We start from the raw sequence: 19939 nt of genomic DNA on the forward strand, positions 1-19939 counted from the left end.
ATCAGGGTACCTTGCCGATAACTGTAGCAGTGAATTACCTCCCATGATGGAGGCATAACGAAAACGTAAAAGGATCTACACATGTCCAATAGTCTTATGAATACTGCCATGAGTGGTATTAATGCTGCGCAGGTGGCAATGAGTGTAGTGGGTAATAACATTGCCAACTCTAAAGTCGAAGGATATAACCGACAGACAACTGAAATGTCGCAGAATAATGGCAGCATGTCGCCGGTTGGTTTTATTGGCAACGGTGTGAATGTGAATACCATTAACCGTCAATATAATGAGTTTATCAGCGAGCAACATAACTCCGCACAAGCTAAATATGCTTCATTAGACATATACAATAATCAGCTTTCTAGAGTTGACAATCTGCTGGCGGATAAGGCAACCAGTCTTTCCAGTTCTATGGAAGATTTGTTTACTAGTCTGAGTACGCTTGAAAATAATGCAGAAGACAGTGCGGCAAGAACCACGGTACGGGGCAAAGCTGAAGGTCTGGTTAACCGATTTAAAGAAGCTGATCAATTTATCCGTAAGTTGGACAGTGGTATCAATACCCAAATTGAGCAAAATGTAAAAGAAATCAACAAGTACGCGGAAGAAATCGCCTTTCTGAACGATGAAATTTCTCGTATGCGTGGCGCGGGGACGGGTGAACCTCTCGCCTTACTGGATAAACGTGATGATGCGCTTAATAAGTTAAATCAATTTGTTGAAGTAGAAATGACTCAGCAAGACGGTGGCGTTTACAACGTCTCGTTTGGTGGAGGAATGTCACTGGTATCGGGTAGTAAATCCTATCGGTTGGAAGCGATCCCATCCAGTGCAGATAGCAGCCGTATCACGCTGGGCTATAACAATGGAACGGTAGGTACGAAAGAAATTGATGAGCGTTTTATCTCGCAAGGAAAGTTGGGTGGCGCATTGCGTGTGCGCAGTGAAGTGATAGACCCAACCCGCAATCAATTAAACCAATTGGGATTGGTGATGGCGGATCAATTCAATCAGGTCCAGCAAGGTGGCTTCGATCTGAACGGTAAACCAGGCATTGATTTCTTTAACTTTTCCAAGCCAGATAGCATTTCTAACAGCGACAACAAAGGTACGGCTGAAATTAAAGTGGAATACGCAGATACCACTAAAGTAAAAGCCAGTGACTACACCATCAAGTACAAAGATGGGGATTGGAAAGTACAACGTGTTGCTGATAGGGAAATGATCTCTGTGATTAAAAATGGTGATACGCTGGAATTCGACGGGTTGAAAGTCGAAATCACAGCGACCAATCCACAGGACAATGATCAGTACACACTGAAAACGGTCAGTAGTGTAGTAGCAACACTGGAAGTCAATATTAAAGATTCCTCCCAACTGGCAATGGCTGGCGCCAAGGGTTCAGGCCCAAGTGATAACAACAATGCGAAGAAATTCACTGCCCTGCAAAAAGGGAAGCTGATTAATGGTAAAGATACCTTTACTGATGCTTATGCTTCGCTGGTCAGTACTGTGGGTAGTAAAGCCAATAGTTCTCAACGCAGTATGGATGCCCAGAAGATCAATGTAGATGCGCTTCATAAAGCTCGCGAATCTATTTCTGGGGTTAATATGGACGAAGAGTACGGAGACCTGCAACGTTTGCAGCAATACTATTTGGCAAATGCCCGTGTTATCCAGACTGCGTCGACGCTGTTCAATGCCATTTTGGACATCCGTTAATTACTTATGGCTGAAGAAAAAAGGAAGTAATATTGTGCGTGTAAGTACGAATCTTTTATACAGTCAAAAAATGAATGGGGTTTTGGGCGCTCAATCCAAATGGATGCAATATGGTGAGCAGTTATCCAGTGGGAAACGTGTCATCAATCCATCTGATGATCCGTTGGCTGCTTCGCAGAGTATTCTGGTTGCTCAATCTGAGTCGCAGAATCAGCAATTTGTGATGGCTCGTATCTTTGCCAAGAACACTATGTCAACCCAATTGAGCACTATCTCCAGTGTTGTTTCGGTAACAAATAATGTTTTTGAAACATTAGTCGCGGCGGCTGATGAGCAGAGCGAGCACGATCGTGAATCTTATGCACAGCAGTTGGATGGGCTTAAACAGCAATTGCTGAACCTCGGAAATAAAACCGATGGCAATGGCCGTTATATTTTTGCTGGTTATAAGACGGATGTTCCACCTTTTGAAGTTGATGGAAATGGAAAAGTGCATTACAAAGGTGGAAATGAAGCCATAACCCAAAGAGTGGATGACAATCGTTCCATGATTATCGCCCATACAGGGCAGAAAGTTTTTTTATCGGCGACTTCCAATCCGATTAAAGAACCTGATGTCAGTCCAAGTGAATCAGATATTTTTGCCTCCATTGATTTGGCGATCGATGCACTTAGAAAACCGTTTAGTAATGCCAGCGAAGAAGAAAAAGCGGAATCACTGGAGTTGATTAACAGAGCTAACCGAGGTGTACGTAATAGCTTGAACAATTTGTCTTCAGCAGAAGCCGTGCTGGGGCTACAGCTTCAAGAAATGGAGCAACTGGATGCACTAGCCAGTGAACGCAGCATTGCCAATAAAGTTCGTATGGGTGAATTGGTGGATGTGGATTGGCTCTCCACCATTTCCGGCTATTATCAGGAACAGGCTGCATTGCAGGCTTCCTATAAAGCTTTCTCTGACTTAAAAGGCATGTCTCTGTTTGAGATGTATCGCTGATTAAGATTGGTATGGCATTTTTCATTTCAGGCCCTTATTTTCTTTTCCTGTGGAATGGGATAGCAAACGGGATAGTAGATAAGGGCTTATTGATCCCCTTCATCTTTTAATGTCAGTTTTACTGGCTATGCAATCATTTCTGTTTTTCCTCCATCACTAAAGAATCATCACATTACCGAAGGGTCTGTCTGACTTTGCTGTCATCGGGTTTAACCATTTTTCCATATTTCAAATATGTCTTCTTCATGAAAAAATTAACAATTTTAAAAATATCAAAGAGTAATTATTAAACAATTTTTGTATAAATAATGGCGTAAAAATAAATGGTCATTAATTAGAAATTAAAAGGAGATAAATTTTAAAAATTGTTGTTACAGGAAATGTTTGGGCTTTTTGTTATAGTTTTCATGAATGATACAGGGAAAAATGTAGCAGTAAATAGAGCAAAAATAGGGTTATCGGCTATAGTTTCAAATGAGATTGATGATAAACGGTATAAGGGAGTAAAACTGTCCTTACCCAGATAAATCCCGATTTTTCTATTTATTATATTATTTTATCTTGTGATCAAGATCTTATCTTTGATAGGAAAGAGGAATATCACATTAGATTTTTTGATATAAAGCATTGGGTGGGTTTTGATATTTTTGGGATAGGGTTAAATCTTGTCTTACTATAGATGATAAGAATAAATAAACATGAAAACTATAAATTTACTCTTTTGTATTATCTTTATTTTGTTCAGCGCGATATTGATTGGATGTTTTTCAACAATCGATCGTGACTGGATGATTGGAGAAGAAGGGATCAACACGGTTTGCGATGTGGTGAATAATTTTGTTATTAATGATGATAGAAAATTGACAGCTCCCTTGTGCTTTGTCTTTTTGTTGCCCTTTATAATTTTTTTTATGGTGAAGGGAGTGAAAGGATTTTCAGAAAATAGATTACAATCGATTGCCTATTTGTTGACAGTTGTGCTTTCATTGGGGTACTGGTATTGGATGTTTTTTGGTCGGTTTGTAGAGTGCCCATTTCCGCCACATTGACCTTATAAATACTGAATAGAATCAAAAATATGAAAGTTACAGATGGAGTATCCTGTTTATTTTCCTGTGGTATTTTTTTTGAAATCTTTTAAGTCTTTTAAAAAAGATAAATCAATTTCCATTATTTACCTTTTTACTGCTATTTTTTCAGCAGGATACTGATATTGGATGTTTTTTGGCGTATATAGAGATTGTTCATTTGCTACGTATTAATTTCATGGACTTGAAGGATAATTATTGGGAGATAATGTTCAAACCAATTATCCCCAATAATTATGCAGAAAAAGTCATTAATAATGCTTTGTCAGTTTACATTTCTGTTGGTACTTCCTCCCGTATATACATTCCATAATCGCGGATAACGGCAGCGACTTTCAGACGATAATCTGCAAACACGCCATTGCGTCCTAACGCTTGTGCTTCCTGGTGTTGATAAGTATTTCGCCATTGTTTTATAGATTCTTCATCTCGCCAGTAAGAGAGTGAAAGGTATTTATTGTTATGATTGAGGCTTTGAAAACGCTCCACGGAAATAAAACCTGGGATTGTGTTCAATAATGGTCTGATTGCAGCAGCAGTATCAAAATAACGTTTACTTTGGTTTTCTGCGATTTCGACTTCAAATATGACAGCTAACATTGTTGTCCCCTTGAAGGATAGAAAAGCCTAAGATATCTTGCTGAATTCATTGTCACTTCGATGGTTATCAAAACATGAATGAATTTAATCTTGAAGAAAGAGTCGCTGCTATTGCAGCGGTACTGGCGGATCGCACTCGTGCCCGTATGTTATTTTTGATGATGGATGGACGCGCCTATACAGCGACAGAATTAAGTGCTGCTTCCGATGTTGTTCCGTCAACAACCAGTGCTCATCTGAATCGCTTGATAGAAGAAAACTTGGTTAGCTGCATTAAACAGGGGCGATATCGTTATTTTAAGATCCATAACGCAGAATTGGCTCAATTACTGGAAAATATGATGCACTTTGCTAATGGTAGTAATAAGGATATCGCCAAAATTTCCACGCCCAAATCGCTGCGTTTTTTCCGAACGTGTTATGACCATATGGCAGGAGAAGTTGCGGTAAAAATTCATGATAGTTTGCTGGTGAATCATTGGATGACTGATAATTATGAGTTAACGTCAACCGGCAAAGATTTTCTACTTTTTCTTGATATATGTTGTGATACGGAATCTTCCTCACGGCGAAAATTTGCCTGTTCCTGTCTTGATTGGAGTGAACGACATTTTCATCTTGGCGGATTTTTAGGGGCATCGTTACTTGATACTTTTTTAAAGAAAAAGTGGGCGTTCAGGCAGTTGGATAGCCGAGAATTGGTATTAACAGAATCAGGAAAGCGAGTACTTAAGCTGAGGTTTGGCGTGGAAATAGATGGCGGCATCAACCGCCACACTATATGATCTATACTTTAACGTGATCTATACTTTAACGCCTCGATAACCGGATAAAATCTGTTCCCATTCATGTTGGGCGAACCAGGTTTGGGTATCGCCATCGTAATGCATTTCATCGGGCAGGAAGACGCCGTACTCAGGCGCGATGCCCGTGTAATTTGGCGAATTCCTAGCATCAATCAGCGTACGATATTTGGGATCGGCGGCAATGACATCGTTAATTGCTTCATTCACATAACTGGTATTGATGGGATCAAAGGCAACCGAAAGCGGGTAATATAATCGCCACGGAATCTTATGGGAACCTATAGCTTCACTAATATCCGTAGTAATGCGGGTAAAATTCATCTCGGATGCCTTGGCAGCAGCTAAACTTTCAGTTTCTGCTTCCCATTGGTTCCAATGAACAGCCAAAATGCGCGGATTTTTGCCCATCTTACACAGTGATTGAACTGCCATGCGCAAGGTTCTAATTGCACGGGGATAGAGGGATTCGACATCTTTGGGATCACGTTCTGGCGCCCAACGGTTATCGGGAGGATTATCCAGATACATTCCCTGTCCGCCCCAGCCTATTAGAATCACGTAAAGGTCTGGTAAATGCAGTGCGTTACCCCGATTGATATGCTCTTGCCAGAATTGAGCGAAACGATTGGCGGCGTTGTAAGGATGATCTTGATTACCCCGTGGCAAACCGACGGGAGTACCAATATTGGCATTGCCAAGGCTGGTTAACCCTGTCCAGTTAATGGTAGGAAAGTTAATGCTGTAGACTTCTGGCAGGGACAGGGTAAATACGTTGTTTAAACCTTGGATGATCCTTTCATCCGGCGGCAATTGTGTTCTGTGGCCATAGCTGTTGGATTGCCCAAGAACGATAAATAGTGGGGCATCGTTGGCCTCCCATGGCGGATGTTTTATTTCGGGAGAATGAGGCGGTTTGTATGTCATCAGTCTCTCCTTAAAATAGGTTAATTACTGGACATCGCACTCCTTGCGGGAAAATTATTTATATAAGATAAAATATACATGGTTAATCAATCTAGTTTATTTTTATGAATTTAAAACAGGAGCCAAAATAGTCCTTGTGTTTCTGATTATATGTGAAAATATTAAATTTTACTTGCATTCACATAATAAGAGCATCATAACGTGGTTTGCTATTTAAGTATGATTTACTCACATCCATTCTTTGGGGTGTTAAAGTAAGGTACATCTTCTGAATGAATGACTGGTTTTTATTTTACTATCTCCATTGGGATATATGGTGATTAATTCATTAATAGAAGTATAGCTCATTTGCACCATCGTATAAGAATATTTTCCTAATGGAGATTGATTTAAATCATTGTCTTGCTGAACACCAGAACGTTCTAGATAAAGAGCCTTTCCTTTAAAATTCCATTCTTTCATTTTAAGTTTCCATTTATCATTATAACCTCTGGCAGGACAGACAATATTAGACCAAGGATCACAAACCCAAGAGCTATCTGGAAATTGATTTGGCATATATATTTTTCCGACTTTGTGCTTTGGTTCGGTATAACTTGGAGGGCAAATAAGTGCAAAAGCATGGTTATAGGGTCTGATAGTAACAATTAATTGCAGGCTTAATAGTGATGTTAGTTCTGGATAATTAATTTCTGGATGATAGAATAACTGACAAAGTGTTTTCTTATGTCTTTTTTCCAAATGTTGTAAAACAAAAATAGCCAAGAGCATACAGTTTCCGACTAAAAATGAATTTTGTTTTGATATCAAATGGTTGTATATTTTATTGCTGGGTGATCTTATGTTTAATAACTTGTCACGTAACTCTTCGAAAACATTGTATCTATGTTCCAATCCTTCATCTGTGTAAAATGATTTTTTTTCTTCTGGCAAGATATTTACATCATAATATTTGATATTATGTGATTTCCCTTGAAATATCGATTGTGCTGTTTGCATAGTATCATGCAAAATTTCTTCAATTGTCATATTGATATCCTTAGTTAATTTACTAATTTTATTTAACATTCAAGATATAAAAAAGTATCCAAGAGTATTAGTGGTTAATTTTAATAGTAAATCATGTAAATTAATACGCTATTTTTTTATATTAAACAAGTAATATTTTTTCTTGTAATTAACGGGTTGATTCATATTTAACAACCATAAGTTATGTTGCAATAGTTATATGGCATTATCCAGAGGATATATTAGTTTTTATAATGTTAAATTAAGTGGGGGAACGGAGATTTAGCTTTTCGTGTTTGTTAAGCAATATTAAAATAAGAAACTATAATAAAAATTAATAAATTATTGGATTTTATTATCTTGTTAAAATAAATGTTTCGTACCATGATCTATTGTAATGGTTATGGGTTCTTATATGAATGAGGGTATCAGTATGATGAGATTTGAAAATAAAGTCGTCATTATTACCGGCGCAGGAAGCGGTATTGGGGAGGCTACAGCAAAGCGTTTTTCACAAGAGGGGGCCATTGTTGTATTGGCAGGGCGGGATACTGATAAACTTAATCGTGTATTCAGTGAGTTGTCTTCGAATAAGGCGTTGGTGATCCAGACAGATGTTGTTGATCGGGAATCGGTCAAGAATATGGTTGATGAAACGGTCAGGCATTTTAGCCGGATAGATATTCTGGTGAATAATGCGGGTTTGTATGCAGTGGGTGATTTATTGAGTATCTCACCAGAAGAGGGTAATGCAGTATTGGCTACGAATCTTAATAGTGTGCTCAACTGTAGCTATTTTGCTTTGCCGCATTTGCTGAAAAGCAAAGGGTGTATTGTCAATAACGCCTCTGTATCAGGGCTGGGAGCTGATTGGGGTGGTGCTCACTACTGTGCATCAAAAGGCGCAGTGGTTAATTTGACACGCGCTATGGCATTGGATTATGGCTCACAGGGTATTCGCGTCAACTCTGTTTGCCCAAGTTTAGTGCTGACTCCAATGGTCGCTCGTTTTGACGATGAAACCCTGAAACATTTCGATAGCCGAATTTCGTTAAAAAGAGCGGGTAAACCCTCCGAAGTTGCAGCAGCCATTGCATTTTTGGCGAGTGAAGATGCCAGTTTCATTAATGGTGTGAACTTGCCGATAGATGGCGGAGTAACCGCATCCAATGGTCAACCTAATTTTAATTAATTGGCTAGGAATTTAGGAATTAATGAAAGAGAAATTAAGGATATAGGAATTAAAGATATACAATTGAAGGCAGACTCCCGTCTCAATATAAGGCGGGAGTAAATTTTGGCAGAAATCAGCTAAATGCGGCTATTTTACGGCTCGCGAGAGAATGCTGTTTACAGCACCATTTCATTAATAATCACCGCCAATCGGTCGAACATTTCCCCAAATAACCGCTCTGTGAATGGCACCATCATTGGGATCAGCAGAGAAAGCGTGAAGATTCCCACGGTCAGGGTCAGGGGGAAACCGACTACGAACACAGAAAGTTGTGGGGTCATACGGTTGAGCATTCCCAAGGCAAAGTTCAAAACCAGCAGTAGGGTAATCATTGGCATGGCCAGCATCATGCCGTTGACAAAAATCAGGCTGGCACTTTGGGCTAATAATAGAAAGCCTTTCGAATTCAATTGAGTCGATTGAATGGGAATGGAATAAAACGTATCTGCCAGAATGGATATCAACCATAAATGCCCATCAAAAGCCAGAAATAGCAACATCATCAACATATTCAGAATACGGGATAAAATGGGCATATTCGGGCCACCGGTAGGATCAAAAAATGTGGCGAATGAAAGCCCCATCTGTAAGCCGAGTACTTCACCAGCATGACGTACTACAGCAAAGGCGATTTGCATGGTCAATCCCAATGCCATTCCGATTAATATTTGTTGTATCAAGACCCAAATTCCAGCAGCGGAAAAGATCGGAATTTGTGGAGAAGGGATGCTCGGAACCAATAAGGCTGTGATCACTAATGCCAAGCCAATTCTGACTTTTATCGGCATCTGCTTTTCACTGAAAATCGGTGCTATGCTAAATAATGCCAATAGGCGCACCAGTGGCCAGAAAAAATCACTGACGAGGTGTGAGAGTGTTTCGCTATCAAACGGGATCATGATTAACCGATAATAGCAGGAATGCTGCTAAATAACGTGCGCATGTAATCCAGCAGCAAGTTCAGCATCCACGGTCCAGCGACGACGATAGTAACGAAAACGGCCAAAATTTTCGGAATAAACGATAAGGTCATCTCGTTTACCTGAGTTGCCGCTTGCAATAAGCTGATGATCAAGCCACAGATCAAGGCAGATAAAAGGAGTGGGGCGGCTAATGCCAGCGCCACTTTCATTGCCTCAACACCGAGGGCCATTACCGATTCTGGAGTCATAATTTTCTCAAACCGCTTTTTTGATCTTTTTCCAATAAGATTTCATGCTAGACATGCGACTGTTTACTAGACATAAAAACTTTGCGCCAGTGAGCCAAGCAACAATTGCCAGCCATCCACCAAGACAAACAGCATAAGTTTGAACGGTAGTGATATGGTGGCAGGTGGAACCATCATCATCCCCAAGGCCATCAGGACACTGGCTACCACCAGATCGATGATCAAGAACGGAATGAAGAGTGTAAAGCCAATCTGGAACGCGGTTTTCAATTCGCTGGTAATAAATGCGGGAATGAGTACGCGAATTGGGACGGAATCCGCGGTTTCAAATGCTTCTTGGTCTGCAAGGCGGGCAAACAGTGCCAGATCATTTTCCCGTGTCTGACGCAACATGAATTGGCGCAAGGGCTTGGAACCTTTGTCCAGTGCGGCTTCCAGCGTGATTTTATCCTCACTGTAAGGCAAATAAGCATCTTGGTAAACTTTATCGAATACTGGTGCCATGATGAAAAACGTCATGAACAGCGCCAAACCTAACATAACTTGGTTAGGGGGAGCTGAAGGGGTTCCCAATGCGTTGCGCAGCAGGCCGAGTACGATGATAATGCGGGTAAAGCTGGTCATCATCAGCAAGGCCACAGGGATAAACCCCAGTGCGGTGATGAATATCAGGGTTTGAACTGGCAATGACCAACTTTGTCCGCCATTGGGTAAAGGTTGGCTGATGATGCCAGGCAATTCGGCAGCGACGTTCATTGGGAACAGCGGCAGCAAGAGTGCCATAAGCAGGGTTGCCAAACGTATTGAACTCCAACGTATTGAACTCCAACGTATTGAACTCCAACGTATTGAACCTAAGCGCATTTGATAAAGCCGTGAGACAAGTTTTTTGCCTGTTATTCGGTTGCCTGTCATAAAGAAAACTCTACTTTTCATCATCGTCCTTGTCGTTCTTGCTTTTTCGCTGGAGCGTATTTTTCAACATCTGGCCGAATGGCAGCGATTTGAGCACGGCATCCTTTTCCGCGTTATCAGGCGGCGCAGGTATCTGATACAACATATTGATCTGTTGGGAAGTGACACCTAATACCAGCCAGTTGTCTTCGATTTCTACCACAACGACCCGCTCTTTAGGCCCGAGGGAGCAACTTGCCTTAACATTCAGCAATCGATGATTTTTGTTTTTGGCGGGAGCAAGACCCAGACGGCGAACTAGCCATGTCAAGAAGAATATCAACAATAAAACACCGCCCAGAGCACTGCTGATTTGCATCAACGTTTGGCTGGCAGGGAGGGGGGGATTATTGTCTGTCTGTTTGATTGTATTGGTTGAGATTGTATTGGTTGAAATAACATTCGCAGAAGCATTGCTGGCTGTTGCGTTAACGGGTGCGGCATCTGATGCCGCACCACGTTGAGAAGAAGCATAAAGGGAAGGCTGGTTCGCCATCATGGTTAACGACTCAAGCGACGCATGCGTTCAGAAGGAGTGATGATATCCGTGATGCGGATACCGTATTTATCAGATACAACCACCACCTCTCCCTGTGCGATCAAATAGCCATTGATTAGAATATCCAATGGTTCGCCCGCCAAACCATCAAGAGGAACCACTGAGCCTTGTGACAGCCTCAGCAGTTGTTTGATGGTCATTTTAGTGCGACCCAACTCGACAGAAAGTTTAACGGGAATATCCATGATCAGATCAATATCGGAGAGTTGGGCCAATGCATCCTGCGGCTCCAAGTTCTCAAATATTGACGCGCCGCCGTCAGAGGTTTGCTGTGCGGCCTGTTGTTCCAGCGCTTCTGCCCACATATCTTCAGTCAATCTGGTATCTGTGGGTTGTTTAGCATCACTCATTGGGCTTTTCCTCATCCAGAGCAGTTAAAACAGGATTAATCAGGTGTTCAACACGCAGGGCATATTGCCCATTCAGTGTTCCATATTGGCTGGTGAGCACAGGCACACCATCAACGTGAACGATTAGGCGTTCAGGTTTTTCAATCGGCAAAACGTCGCCGCTTTTCAGTTCGAGGATCTTTGACAGCCGCAGGGGGATATCAACAAAGTTCGCCACCAATTCTAATTCTGAGAGCTGAACTTGTTTCACCAGACTTTCACGCCACTGGCTATCTTCCTGACGCGCATTTTCCACAGGTGGATTGGTCAGGCGTTCACGCAGGGGCTCGATCATGGCGAATGGAATACAAATGTTGAATTCGCCGGTCAATGCACCGATCTCCACTTGGAACGGTGTGGTAACCACGATGTCGTTCGGTGAGGTGGTGATATTGGTGAATTTCACCTGCATCTCGGAACGCACGTATTCCACATCAATTTTAAAGATGGAATCCCACGCGTCACGGTAGGCATCCAGCGCCAGTTTCAGCATCCGGTTGATGATCCGCTGTTCGGTATGGGTGAATTCACGGCCTTCCACTTTGGTTGGAAAACGGCCATCACCCCCAAACAAGTTATCAACGGCGATATAAACCAAGCTGGGTTCAAAAGCGAATAGTGCGGTTCCCCTCAATGGTTTCAGATGAACCAAGTTGAGGTTGGTTGGCACGGCTAAATTGCGGGCAAATTCATGATAAGGCTGGATTTTTATGGCGCCGACCGTAATATCCGGACTGCGGCGCAGCATGTTAAACAGCCCCATCCTAAACTGGCGGGCAAAACGTTCATTGATGATTTCCAGTGACTGCAAACGTTCGCGTACAACACGGCGTTGCGTATTGGGATCGTAAGGACGAACCTCATTTTCGCCAGACGCAGTTTGTTCTACGTCATCAGCAGAGGCACTGTCACCATTGAGCAGAGCATCAATCTCTGCCTGTGAAAGAATATTGTCACTCATCGTGATTATCGCAGAATAAACGTGGTAAACAACACATCGGTGATTTCCTGATCAGGTTCACCGGGTATCAGTGTCGGGTGTAATATCTTTTTGATATCTGCCACCAAATGCATCTTACCGTCATCTTTTGCCAGATCAGTGGCTTTCTGGCGGGATAATAACAGCAACATACGGCTACGAATTTCTGGCAGATAATCATGGAAGCGCTGACGGGTTTTTTCGTCAGACAGACGCAATGTGACGCCAACATATAGTACCCGATCGAAGTGGTCTTCGTTGTCGATCAAATTGACGGTAAAAGGTTCCAAACTCATAAATACAGGTGTCTCGATGACTTTGGCTTTCGCTGTACTATTATTGGCTGACTGGTTCATTGTCCACCAGCTATACCCTCCGATGGCGGCACCAAGAACAGCAGTCAGTACTAACAGTATTATCCAAATTGGATTTGTGCGTTTATGCTCGTAGCTATAATCAGACATGGACAGACAAATTCCTGTTTTTCGTTGCGGATAAGTCTCCGCGCATTCCGTGGCGGATCTCCTTACCCATCAAAATCGATATCAATTATCCCGCGTCTTTGTTCCGGCAATAGCGGGAACAAACGGGGAAAAAACCATTAACTCACACGTTTGTTATCGGCCCTTTTTCGTTTTATTACAGTGCATCATGAAATTAGGCGAATAATCAGGTGGATAATTAGGCAAAAGTATCAACACCTCCTCGAGTCGAGGCGAGTTGTTGAGGTGTCATCCTGATAGCTGATGCATGGGAGGTCGTGACTTCTGTTGCAGCCGCTGAACCATGATCTTGAGTATCGGCATGGGAGTTGGAATGGTTATTGGTTTGGTTATTATTGGCATGGTGCCCTTGCTGCCAGTTCCCCTGGGCATCACTGTTTACACTGCTTTGGGCCAGTTGAATACCACTTTCAGCCAATGTATGACGAAGCCCTGGCAATGCCGCTTCCAGAGCAGCACGAACATTCTGATGCGCAGAGATAAAATGCAATTGTGCTTGATTGTCTTCAACACTCATGCGGATATGCAGTGCGCCTAATTCCTGAGGGTGTAAGCGCAGTTCAGCCTGTTTCAGTCCATTACGGTTAAAAAACAACACGTGTTGATTGAGCTGTTGCTGCCACTCTTCGCTGCCAAGATGAGCGTTCAGTAAAGGTGCAGTTGTACTGCCCAACTGAAATTGACCTGCTGGTTGCTGCTGTCCGGCTGAAAGTAGGGGAGATGCCGCCAATACCGCAGGTGAGTCGATGGAAGCTGTTTCTACCGTAGCGGCTGTCAAGGCAGGGGAACCCTGAATGGCCGCTTGGAGCAGATTTAAATCTTTACTATTGTTTAAGGCTCCATTTTTTGGGATGGCATTACTTTGAAGGGTATTGCCATACTCTGCCTTATTATTAGTGGCAAGTTTTACTTGCCCGGCGATTGGAGCCAATGCCGGGCGAGTGTTGGCGGAATCCTCTATTTTATTATTCAACGCAGTATCCTGTGCAACAGAAAGCTGGGTGCCTTCGTCTCGATCACCCTCTTTAGGTTGTTCAGCGAGATCTGTGTGGGTAAGTCTGGCATCTTTGGCACTTTTACCCAGTAACACATTAGCAATGCTGTTTTCGCTATCCAGCAATTCATTTTCCACTAATCCATCTGCGTTTTCAGTAAAAGCCCCAGAGCTTGCGGGAGAGCTGACCAACCCGGCAATCTGGATCGGAATCACTGCACTTAACGCTTCAGCTGACAAAAGATCTTCATCTTTCAATACAGCAAATTCGGCACTGTTTTTTTGCAGGGCAACTTCCACCTGCAATTTATCTCCGGCCACGATTTTGTCTGACACAGCCTGTAACTGCGACCATTGGCCTTCTGCTGTTTTGTCAGCGGCAGACTTTTCCTCTTTCAGGCTATTTTTATCCGCCTGAGCAGTGGGCTTCCGCATAGCGGCTGTTTCTGCATTGAGAAGTTGCCCAAATTGAGAAGAATGGTTACCGATCACGGGATCATTCAAAGTCGATTGACTTTTTTCCGTGTCTTTGTCCGTGAGTTTTAAATCAGTAGGCAAAAGAGTGAGATTCATTGTTTCATTCTCCGTTGTGCACCACGTTGTGCGTACTCGTCCATTTGTTTTTGCTCCATGCGATTTTGGTGTAACTTCAAATTATGCTCTGCCCGCTGTTGCAGTGTGTTGAAGGCGTTCAGACGCTGCTGTTTTTCCTGCCATTGTGACATGGCTTGCTCAAGTCGTTTTTTCCATTGATTGAGCTGTAATCTGTGCTGTTCAATTGCCATTTCCAGCGTTTTCATGAATTGCTGATAATTTTGCCAAGTTGAGCACGACATGCCGCTGCTGAGAGTGTCATTTAAACGAGTACGATATTCATCCTGATAATTCATTAACGCCGTGAGTTGTTGCTCCATTTGCTGGTGACTTTGCCGAATCTGTGCAAGTTGCGATGCCGCTTTTTCCGCAGCATCTTGGGCAAGTTCACGCAAAGTCACGAGAGGGGAGTGTTGTTGCATGTATTTCCTCGTTTTAATCACCAAACAGACATAAGCGTTACTGAATTACATCAATAGCAAAGTTATATCGGCACCTTATCGGCAAACGTTATACCCGCTGGCAAAATATACCTCGGCGAACTTCCTATAGGCAAAACGTTATATCGGCAATAATTGTTGAAGCTGAGTACAGGCCACATCGTATTCACTGCGTTCATCAATTTCTTGTTGTAAGAATTGAGACATGTGGGGATAAAGCTCAATCGCTCTATCCAGTAAGGGATCACTACCCGCAGCATAGGCACCAACGTTGATTAAATCTCGGTTGCGTTGGTAACTGGAAAGTAACTGTTTGAAATGCTGCACCCGACGATAATGGGTATTGTCGATCAGTGCGGTCATGGCACGGCTGATGGAGGCTTCAATATCAATAGCAGGATAGTGACCAGACTCTGCCAATGAGCGTGATAGTACGATATGACCATCCAAGATGGCACGGGCAGCATCGGCAATCGGGTCTTGCTGGTCATCGCCTTCTGTCAGTACGGTATAAAATGCGGTAATTGAGCCACCGTCACTGACGCCATTGCCAGCCCTTTCCACCAGCGCTGGCAATTTAGCAAATACGGAAGGGGGATAACCCTTGGTCGCCGGTGGTTCACCGATAGCCAATGCAATTTCGCGCTGTGCCATGCTGTAACGGGTCAGGGAATCCATGATCAGCAGGACATGTTGACCGCGATCGCGGAAATCTTCGGCGATGCGGGTCGCATAAGAGGCGCCTTGCATCCGCAGCAATGGAGAAATGTCAGCGGGAGCGGCGACGACAACTGAGCGTGACAATCCTTCCACACCTAAGATGTTTTCAATAAAATCTTTGACTTCTCGCCCACGTTCACCAATCAACCCCACGACGATCACATCAGCTTGGGTATAGCGCGCCATCATGCCGAGCAGCACACTTTTACCGACCCCCGAGCCAGCAAATAGCCCCATACGTTGTCCACGACCCACTGTCAGTAGGGAGTTGATGGCACGAACACCAACATCCAGTACATTGTTGATGGGAGTTCGTTGCAGGGGGTTGAGTGGAGTTGTCGTTAGGGGGGCGCGATAGCCTGTATCAGGGGCAGGTAAACCATCAAGGGGACGGCCTGCACCATCCAGAACCCTGCCAAGTAATTCAATCCCCAGAGGCAGGCGGCGTCCACCTCCCGCATCTTCTCCATAAGAACGGGCATAGACGCGGGCGCCCGGCACAATACCTTCCAGTTCTTCCAGTGGCATCAATAATAGTTTTTCGCCATTGAAGCCAACGACTTCGCTTTCGACTTCTTCAATGGTGTTGCCATTCTGACGTTCGATCAGACAGGTAGTGCCGAGGGGCATGTGTAAGCCAGTGGCTTCCAGCACCAAGCCAGTGGCGCGGGTTAGGCGCCCGTAACGGCGCACTTTTGGCGTTTTTTCCAGGCGCTTTTCCAATGAATCCAATGTTGCCAGCCAGCGCCCAAGTCTTGCCGTCATCACAATTCTCCCGGTGCCGCCAGACGGCACATTTCGTGCCAGCGTGTTGCCAAACTGGCGTCCATATCTCCTTCACTTGCACTGATTTTACAGCCGCCTGGATGCAGTTTATTGTCTGCGATCAAACGCCAGCCATGCAGTGCCAAGACTTCCCCCAGTTGTTGCTCAACCAGAGGAATGTTTTGTGGATGGACTCGCAATTGTGGTTTTCCGCTGAGTATGGGTTCTTGTTGGATAAATTCACGGATCTGATTCAGCAGGGCAGTGCCGTCACAAACAGCGGGCTGTCCCAGAATATGGCGAGCAGCCGTCAGTGAAAGCTGCATCAAACGCGAAGCAATAACGGTATCCAGCCCATCCAGTGAATGGTTAAAATCCGTCAGCAGGGTTTTCCATTGCTCAATAACAACTTGCTGTTGCTGTTTGGCTTCCTGCAAGCCTTGTTCCAGTCCCGCTTGTCGGCCTTCCTGCATTCCTTGTTCATAGCCTTGAACCTGACCTTCAGCAAAGCCTTGCGCATGGCCAGCCTGACGAGCCTGTTCTTTCAGCTCGTCCAGTATTTTTACCTGTTCCAGTAGTCGGTCTTGTTCGCTGGGCTCCTGTACCTTATTCATTGGTTCCAGTTTTGCCCGCAGAGTTTCCCACAGATTCAATTCACCCGGTTGCCACGGCTGCCAGTTTCCATTATTCGACTTATCAGACATAGGTATCGTCACCACCATTCAGGAGCATTTCGCCGCTTTCTGCCAGACGACGAACCACCAGCAGGATGGATTTCTGTTCGGCTTCCACTTGGGACATACGAACTGGGCCACGACTTGCCAAATCATCACGCATGATTTCAGCAGCACGTTGCGACATATTGTTGAGGAAGTGATCGCGCAATGCTTGATCGCAACCTTTTAATGCCACAAGCAGGGAATCGGTCGAAATTTCCTGCAACAGGCGCTGGATACTGCGATCGTCCACGCTGATAAGATTTTCGAACAGGAACATTTCATCAATAATTTTCTGTGCCAGTTCGCCATCATAGGTACGAACTGCATCAATGACGCTTTCTTCTTGCTGGCTCTTCATCAAGTTGATGATTTCTGCTGCAGTACGAACACCACCCATTTTACTGCGTTTCAGATTTTGACCATCTAGCAGGTTATTCAGCACTTCAGTCAATTCTGCCAGTGCAGATGGCTGTACACCGCCAAAGGTGGCGATACGCAGCATCACGTCGTTGCGTAGGCGATCCTCAAACAAGGCAAGGATATCGGCGGCTTGACCACGGCTTAGGTGAACCAGAATGGTGGCAATGATCTGCGGATGTTCATCGCGGATCATATCGGCTGCCATCTGTGGTTCCATAAAGTTGAGGGTTTCGATGCCCGTTGTGGTATCGCGGGATTCAAGGATATCCTCAAGCAGGCTGGAAGCCCGTTCTTCGCCCAGTGCCTTTATCAGAACGCTGCGAAGGTAGTCGTTGGCGTTGATGCTGAGGGCAGCATACTGCCCCGCATCTTCTTCAAACTCCGCCAGCACTTCAACCAGTTGTTGGTTGGAGACTTGTCTCATCCCCGCCATCGCAATACTCAGTTGTTGTACTTCCCGGGAATTCAGGTGCTTGAACACCTCGGCCGCCTGATCTTCTCCCAGGGTCATTAACATGACGGCACTTCTTTCTGTTCCGGTCAGGCTCATTGTTCGTTACTCATCCATTGACGGATCACCAGCGCGACGACGCGAGGATCTTTTTCTGCAAGTTCACGGATACGCTGGCTTTGAAGTTCAGCATTGACACGTTGGCGAGACAGCTTACGGCGCGTTTTTTCATCCATTTCAGCATTCGTTTCTGTTTGCTGTTTTTGCTGATTTTTCTGCGCTTCCAGTGCAGCTTTTTCTGAAGCTCGTTTTTTGGCGATTTGCGGCATGATCATCTTGCGCCACAGCAGCCATGCAACCAGTACTAACAGCAACCAACGACCAGCATCCAATAATTTTTCCAACAGGGCAGGGTGCTGCCAGAATGGCAGGGTTTCTATCATTTCGGCTGTGTCATTGAACGGCGTGTTGACCACGTTCAGGCTATCGCCACGGTCAGTCGTGAATCCCATTGCTTCACGGGTCAGCGATTCGATCTGCGATAATTGCTCTGGTGTCAGCGCTTTTGTTTCAGGGCCGTTTTCTCCCTGAACAGTGGCATAGTTGATTACAACAGCAACAGAAAGACGTTCTACTGCGCCAGCTTGTAATTGAGTATGGCGAATGGTGCGATCCACTTCATAATTGGTGGTTTCGTCATGACGGTTATTACGGTTGTTGCCCACCATGCGCTCATAGCTATTATTTCGGTTATTACTATTCGTATTACTGCGCTGCTGATCAGATTTTTCGTCACCGTTGCCTTTGGCATTTGCGTTTGGTTTTTCAATCGGTGCGTTTGGCGCTGCACTTGGCTGATTAGACAATGCACCCGGTACACCGCCCACCAATGACCCGCCGCTTTGCTCGCTGGAACTGCTCTGCTTGGAGCGAACAGCAGACTGATTCGGTGGCTGATTCGGTTTATATTCTTCCGCCGTTTCTTCGCGGCGAGAGAAATCAATTTGTGCCGTTACCTGTGCGTGTACATTGCCACGACCGACCACGGGGGCCAGAATGGTTTCAATGCGGTGCTGGAAACGATTCTCTACTTCCTGCGTATATTTCAACTGAGTGGTATTCAAATCACGGCCAGTGGCATCGGCTTGTGTTAGCAGACGTCCTGATTGATCTACAATCGTGACATTTCCTGCTGGCAGACCGGCAACACTGCTTGAAACCATATGCACGATGGCATTGATTTGTCCTTCATCCAGAACACGGCCTTGCAGCAATCCGACTGTCACGGAAGCTGACGGCGATTTCTGTTCACGAACGAACAAGGAAGGTTTTGGCAGAGCCAAATGGACGCGGGCGCTCTGGACTGGGCCGAGTGATTCAACGGTACGAGCCAACTCACCTTCCAGTGCGCGCTGGTAATTTACCTGCTCGCTGAACTGGCTGATGCCGAATTTTTCTTTATCCAATAGTTCAAAACCCGCCGCTCCCCCTTTGGGCAGTCCTTGCTGCGCCAGTTTCAGGCGAGTCTCATGCACTTTGTCGGCAGGGATCATGAGCGCAACACCATTTTCGGCAAAACGGTAAGGGACATTCATTTGCGTTAATTGCGTAACGATTTCGCCGCCATCCTTATCACTCAGATTACTGTAAAGCACCCGATAATCGGGGCTGCGCAACCAGAGAAACAGGGCGACGATGATAGCGATGGCGGCGGAGCCAGCAACTAATAAAGGAACTTTTGGATCAGCTTTTATCCTGCTGATGATAGCGCTGAAACCTTTATTCTGGTTTTCAACGTCGGTTGTTGCTGCACTCATAGACGATCCTTGCCTTGCTGGTCAACATGAATACTAAAAGCGTGGCGTAACAAAACAGACTCCCCATACGCAAGCGAAAAGACTC

21 protein-coding genes are annotated in these 19939 nt (G+C 44.5%); 5 read left to right on the top strand and 16 right to left on the bottom strand.

The window, feature by feature from the left end; genetic code table 11:
* The first annotated feature begins 81 nt into the window (after nt 1-81).
* From flgK to H8A87_RS17795, 3 genes are all read left to right on the top strand, one after another.
* On the top strand, nt 82-1722 hold the full coding sequence (gene flgK / locus H8A87_RS17785) for a flagellar hook-associated protein FlgK (protein ID WP_198691246.1): 1641 nt from the start codon (nt 82-84) through the stop codon (nt 1720-1722).
* 34 nt (nt 1723-1756) lie between these two features.
* Complete coding sequence (gene flgL / locus H8A87_RS17790; protein WP_198691247.1) at nt 1757-2719, top strand: flagellar hook-associated protein FlgL; 963 nt, start codon at nt 1757-1759, stop codon at nt 2717-2719.
* 698 nt (nt 2720-3417) lie between these two features.
* The gene (locus H8A87_RS17795) at nt 3418-3768 is read left to right on the top strand and encodes a DUF2645 family protein (RefSeq protein WP_198691248.1); all 351 of its coding nucleotides are present in this window, start codon (nt 3418-3420) and stop codon (nt 3766-3768) included.
* Nucleotides 3769-4077: 309 nt separating this feature from the next.
* Here the strand turns inward: H8A87_RS17795 and H8A87_RS17800 are convergent, their stop codons facing one another.
* Nucleotides 4078-4407, bottom strand: coding sequence for an antibiotic biosynthesis monooxygenase family protein (locus H8A87_RS17800; RefSeq protein ID WP_198691249.1), 330 nt, complete (start codon nt 4405-4407; stop codon nt 4078-4080).
* Between the two features lie 74 nt (nt 4408-4481).
* Between H8A87_RS17800 and H8A87_RS17805 the strand changes: the two genes are divergently transcribed.
* Nucleotides 4482-5192 carry an ArsR/SmtB family transcription factor gene (locus H8A87_RS17805; protein ID WP_198691250.1) on the top strand — a complete coding sequence of 237 codons (711 nt, stop codon included), beginning with the start codon at nt 4482-4484 and terminating at the stop codon, nt 5190-5192.
* Nucleotides 5193-5210: 18 nt separating this feature from the next.
* Here H8A87_RS17805 and H8A87_RS17810 read toward each other — a convergent pair whose 3' ends face one another.
* Both H8A87_RS17810 and H8A87_RS17815 read right to left on the bottom strand, forming a co-directional pair.
* Nucleotides 5211-6137, bottom strand: a complete 927-nt coding sequence (locus H8A87_RS17810) for a hypothetical protein (protein ID WP_198691251.1) — start codon at nt 6135-6137, stop codon at nt 5211-5213.
* Between the two features lie 249 nt (nt 6138-6386).
* The gene (locus H8A87_RS17815) at nt 6387-7166 is read right to left on the bottom strand and encodes a hypothetical protein (RefSeq protein ID WP_198691252.1); all 780 of its coding nucleotides are present in this window, start codon (nt 7164-7166) and stop codon (nt 6387-6389) included.
* 415 nt (nt 7167-7581) lie between these two features.
* On the opposite strand from H8A87_RS17815, the gene H8A87_RS17820 reads away from it, so the two are divergent.
* Nucleotides 7582-8337: an SDR family NAD(P)-dependent oxidoreductase gene (locus tag H8A87_RS17820; protein WP_198691286.1), complete on the top strand. Its 756-nt coding sequence runs from the start codon at nt 7582-7584 to the stop codon at nt 8335-8337.
* Nucleotides 8338-8495: 158 nt separating this feature from the next.
* Here the strand turns inward: H8A87_RS17820 and fliR are convergent, their stop codons facing one another.
* The 13 genes from fliR to fliF form a co-directional block, all read right to left on the bottom strand.
* On the bottom strand, nt 8496-9278 hold the full coding sequence (gene fliR, locus H8A87_RS17825) for a flagellar biosynthetic protein FliR (protein ID WP_198691253.1): 783 nt from the start codon (nt 9276-9278) through the stop codon (nt 8496-8498).
* 2 nt (nt 9279-9280) lie between these two features.
* Nucleotides 9281-9550, bottom strand: a complete 270-nt coding sequence (gene fliQ, locus H8A87_RS17830; protein ID WP_198691254.1) for a flagellar biosynthesis protein FliQ — start codon at nt 9548-9550, stop codon at nt 9281-9283.
* A gap of 66 nt (nt 9551-9616) precedes the next feature.
* Nucleotides 9617-10333, bottom strand: a complete 717-nt coding sequence (gene fliP, locus H8A87_RS17835; RefSeq protein ID WP_198691287.1) for a flagellar type III secretion system pore protein FliP — start codon at nt 10331-10333, stop codon at nt 9617-9619.
* A 142-nt stretch (nt 10334-10475) separates the two neighbouring features.
* Nucleotides 10476-11003, bottom strand: a complete 528-nt coding sequence (gene fliO, locus H8A87_RS17840; protein WP_198691255.1) for a flagellar biosynthetic protein FliO — start codon at nt 11001-11003, stop codon at nt 10476-10478.
* 2 nt (nt 11004-11005) lie between these two features.
* Nucleotides 11006-11413 carry a flagellar motor switch protein FliN gene (gene fliN / locus H8A87_RS17845; protein ID WP_198691256.1) on the bottom strand — a complete coding sequence of 136 codons (408 nt, stop codon included), beginning with the start codon at nt 11411-11413 and terminating at the stop codon, nt 11006-11008.
* Nucleotides 11406-12413 carry a flagellar motor switch protein FliM gene (gene fliM, locus H8A87_RS17850; RefSeq protein WP_198691257.1) on the bottom strand — a complete coding sequence of 336 codons (1008 nt, stop codon included), beginning with the start codon at nt 12411-12413 and terminating at the stop codon, nt 11406-11408. The genes fliN and fliM overlap by 8 nt, the downstream gene beginning before the upstream one ends.
* 5 nt (nt 12414-12418) lie before the next feature.
* Nucleotides 12419-12895, bottom strand: coding sequence for a flagellar basal body-associated protein FliL (gene fliL / locus H8A87_RS17855; protein ID WP_198691258.1), 477 nt, complete (start codon nt 12893-12895; stop codon nt 12419-12421).
* A gap of 217 nt (nt 12896-13112) precedes the next feature.
* Nucleotides 13113-14501 (bottom strand): flagellar hook-length control protein FliK, encoded by a 1389-nt coding sequence (locus H8A87_RS17860; RefSeq protein ID WP_198691259.1) that lies wholly within the window; start codon nt 14499-14501, stop codon nt 13113-13115.
* Complete coding sequence (gene fliJ, locus H8A87_RS17865; RefSeq protein ID WP_198691260.1) at nt 14498-14944, bottom strand: flagellar export protein FliJ; 447 nt, start codon at nt 14942-14944, stop codon at nt 14498-14500. The genes H8A87_RS17860 and fliJ overlap by 4 nt, the downstream gene beginning before the upstream one ends.
* Before the next feature lie 138 nt (nt 14945-15082).
* On the bottom strand, nt 15083-16447 hold the full coding sequence (gene fliI, locus H8A87_RS17870; RefSeq protein WP_198691261.1) for a flagellar protein export ATPase FliI: 1365 nt from the start codon (nt 16445-16447) through the stop codon (nt 15083-15085).
* The gene (gene fliH / locus H8A87_RS17875; protein ID WP_198691262.1) at nt 16447-17151 is read right to left on the bottom strand and encodes a flagellar assembly protein FliH; all 705 of its coding nucleotides are present in this window, start codon (nt 17149-17151) and stop codon (nt 16447-16449) included. Before fliH ends, fliI begins: the two co-directional genes overlap by 1 nt.
* Nucleotides 17144-18136 carry a flagellar motor switch protein FliG gene (gene fliG / locus H8A87_RS17880; protein ID WP_198691263.1) on the bottom strand — a complete coding sequence of 331 codons (993 nt, stop codon included), beginning with the start codon at nt 18134-18136 and terminating at the stop codon, nt 17144-17146. The genes fliH and fliG overlap by 8 nt, the downstream gene beginning before the upstream one ends.
* Nucleotides 18133-19854: a flagellar basal-body MS-ring/collar protein FliF gene (gene fliF, locus H8A87_RS17885; RefSeq protein WP_198691264.1), complete on the bottom strand. Its 1722-nt coding sequence runs from the start codon at nt 19852-19854 to the stop codon at nt 18133-18135. Before fliF ends, fliG begins: the two co-directional genes overlap by 4 nt.
* Between the last annotated feature and the right edge of the window lie 85 nt (nt 19855-19939).

Source organism: Xenorhabdus lircayensis, from assembly GCF_016306625.1.
Lineage (GTDB): Bacteria > Pseudomonadota > Gammaproteobacteria > Enterobacterales > Enterobacteriaceae > Xenorhabdus > Xenorhabdus lircayensis.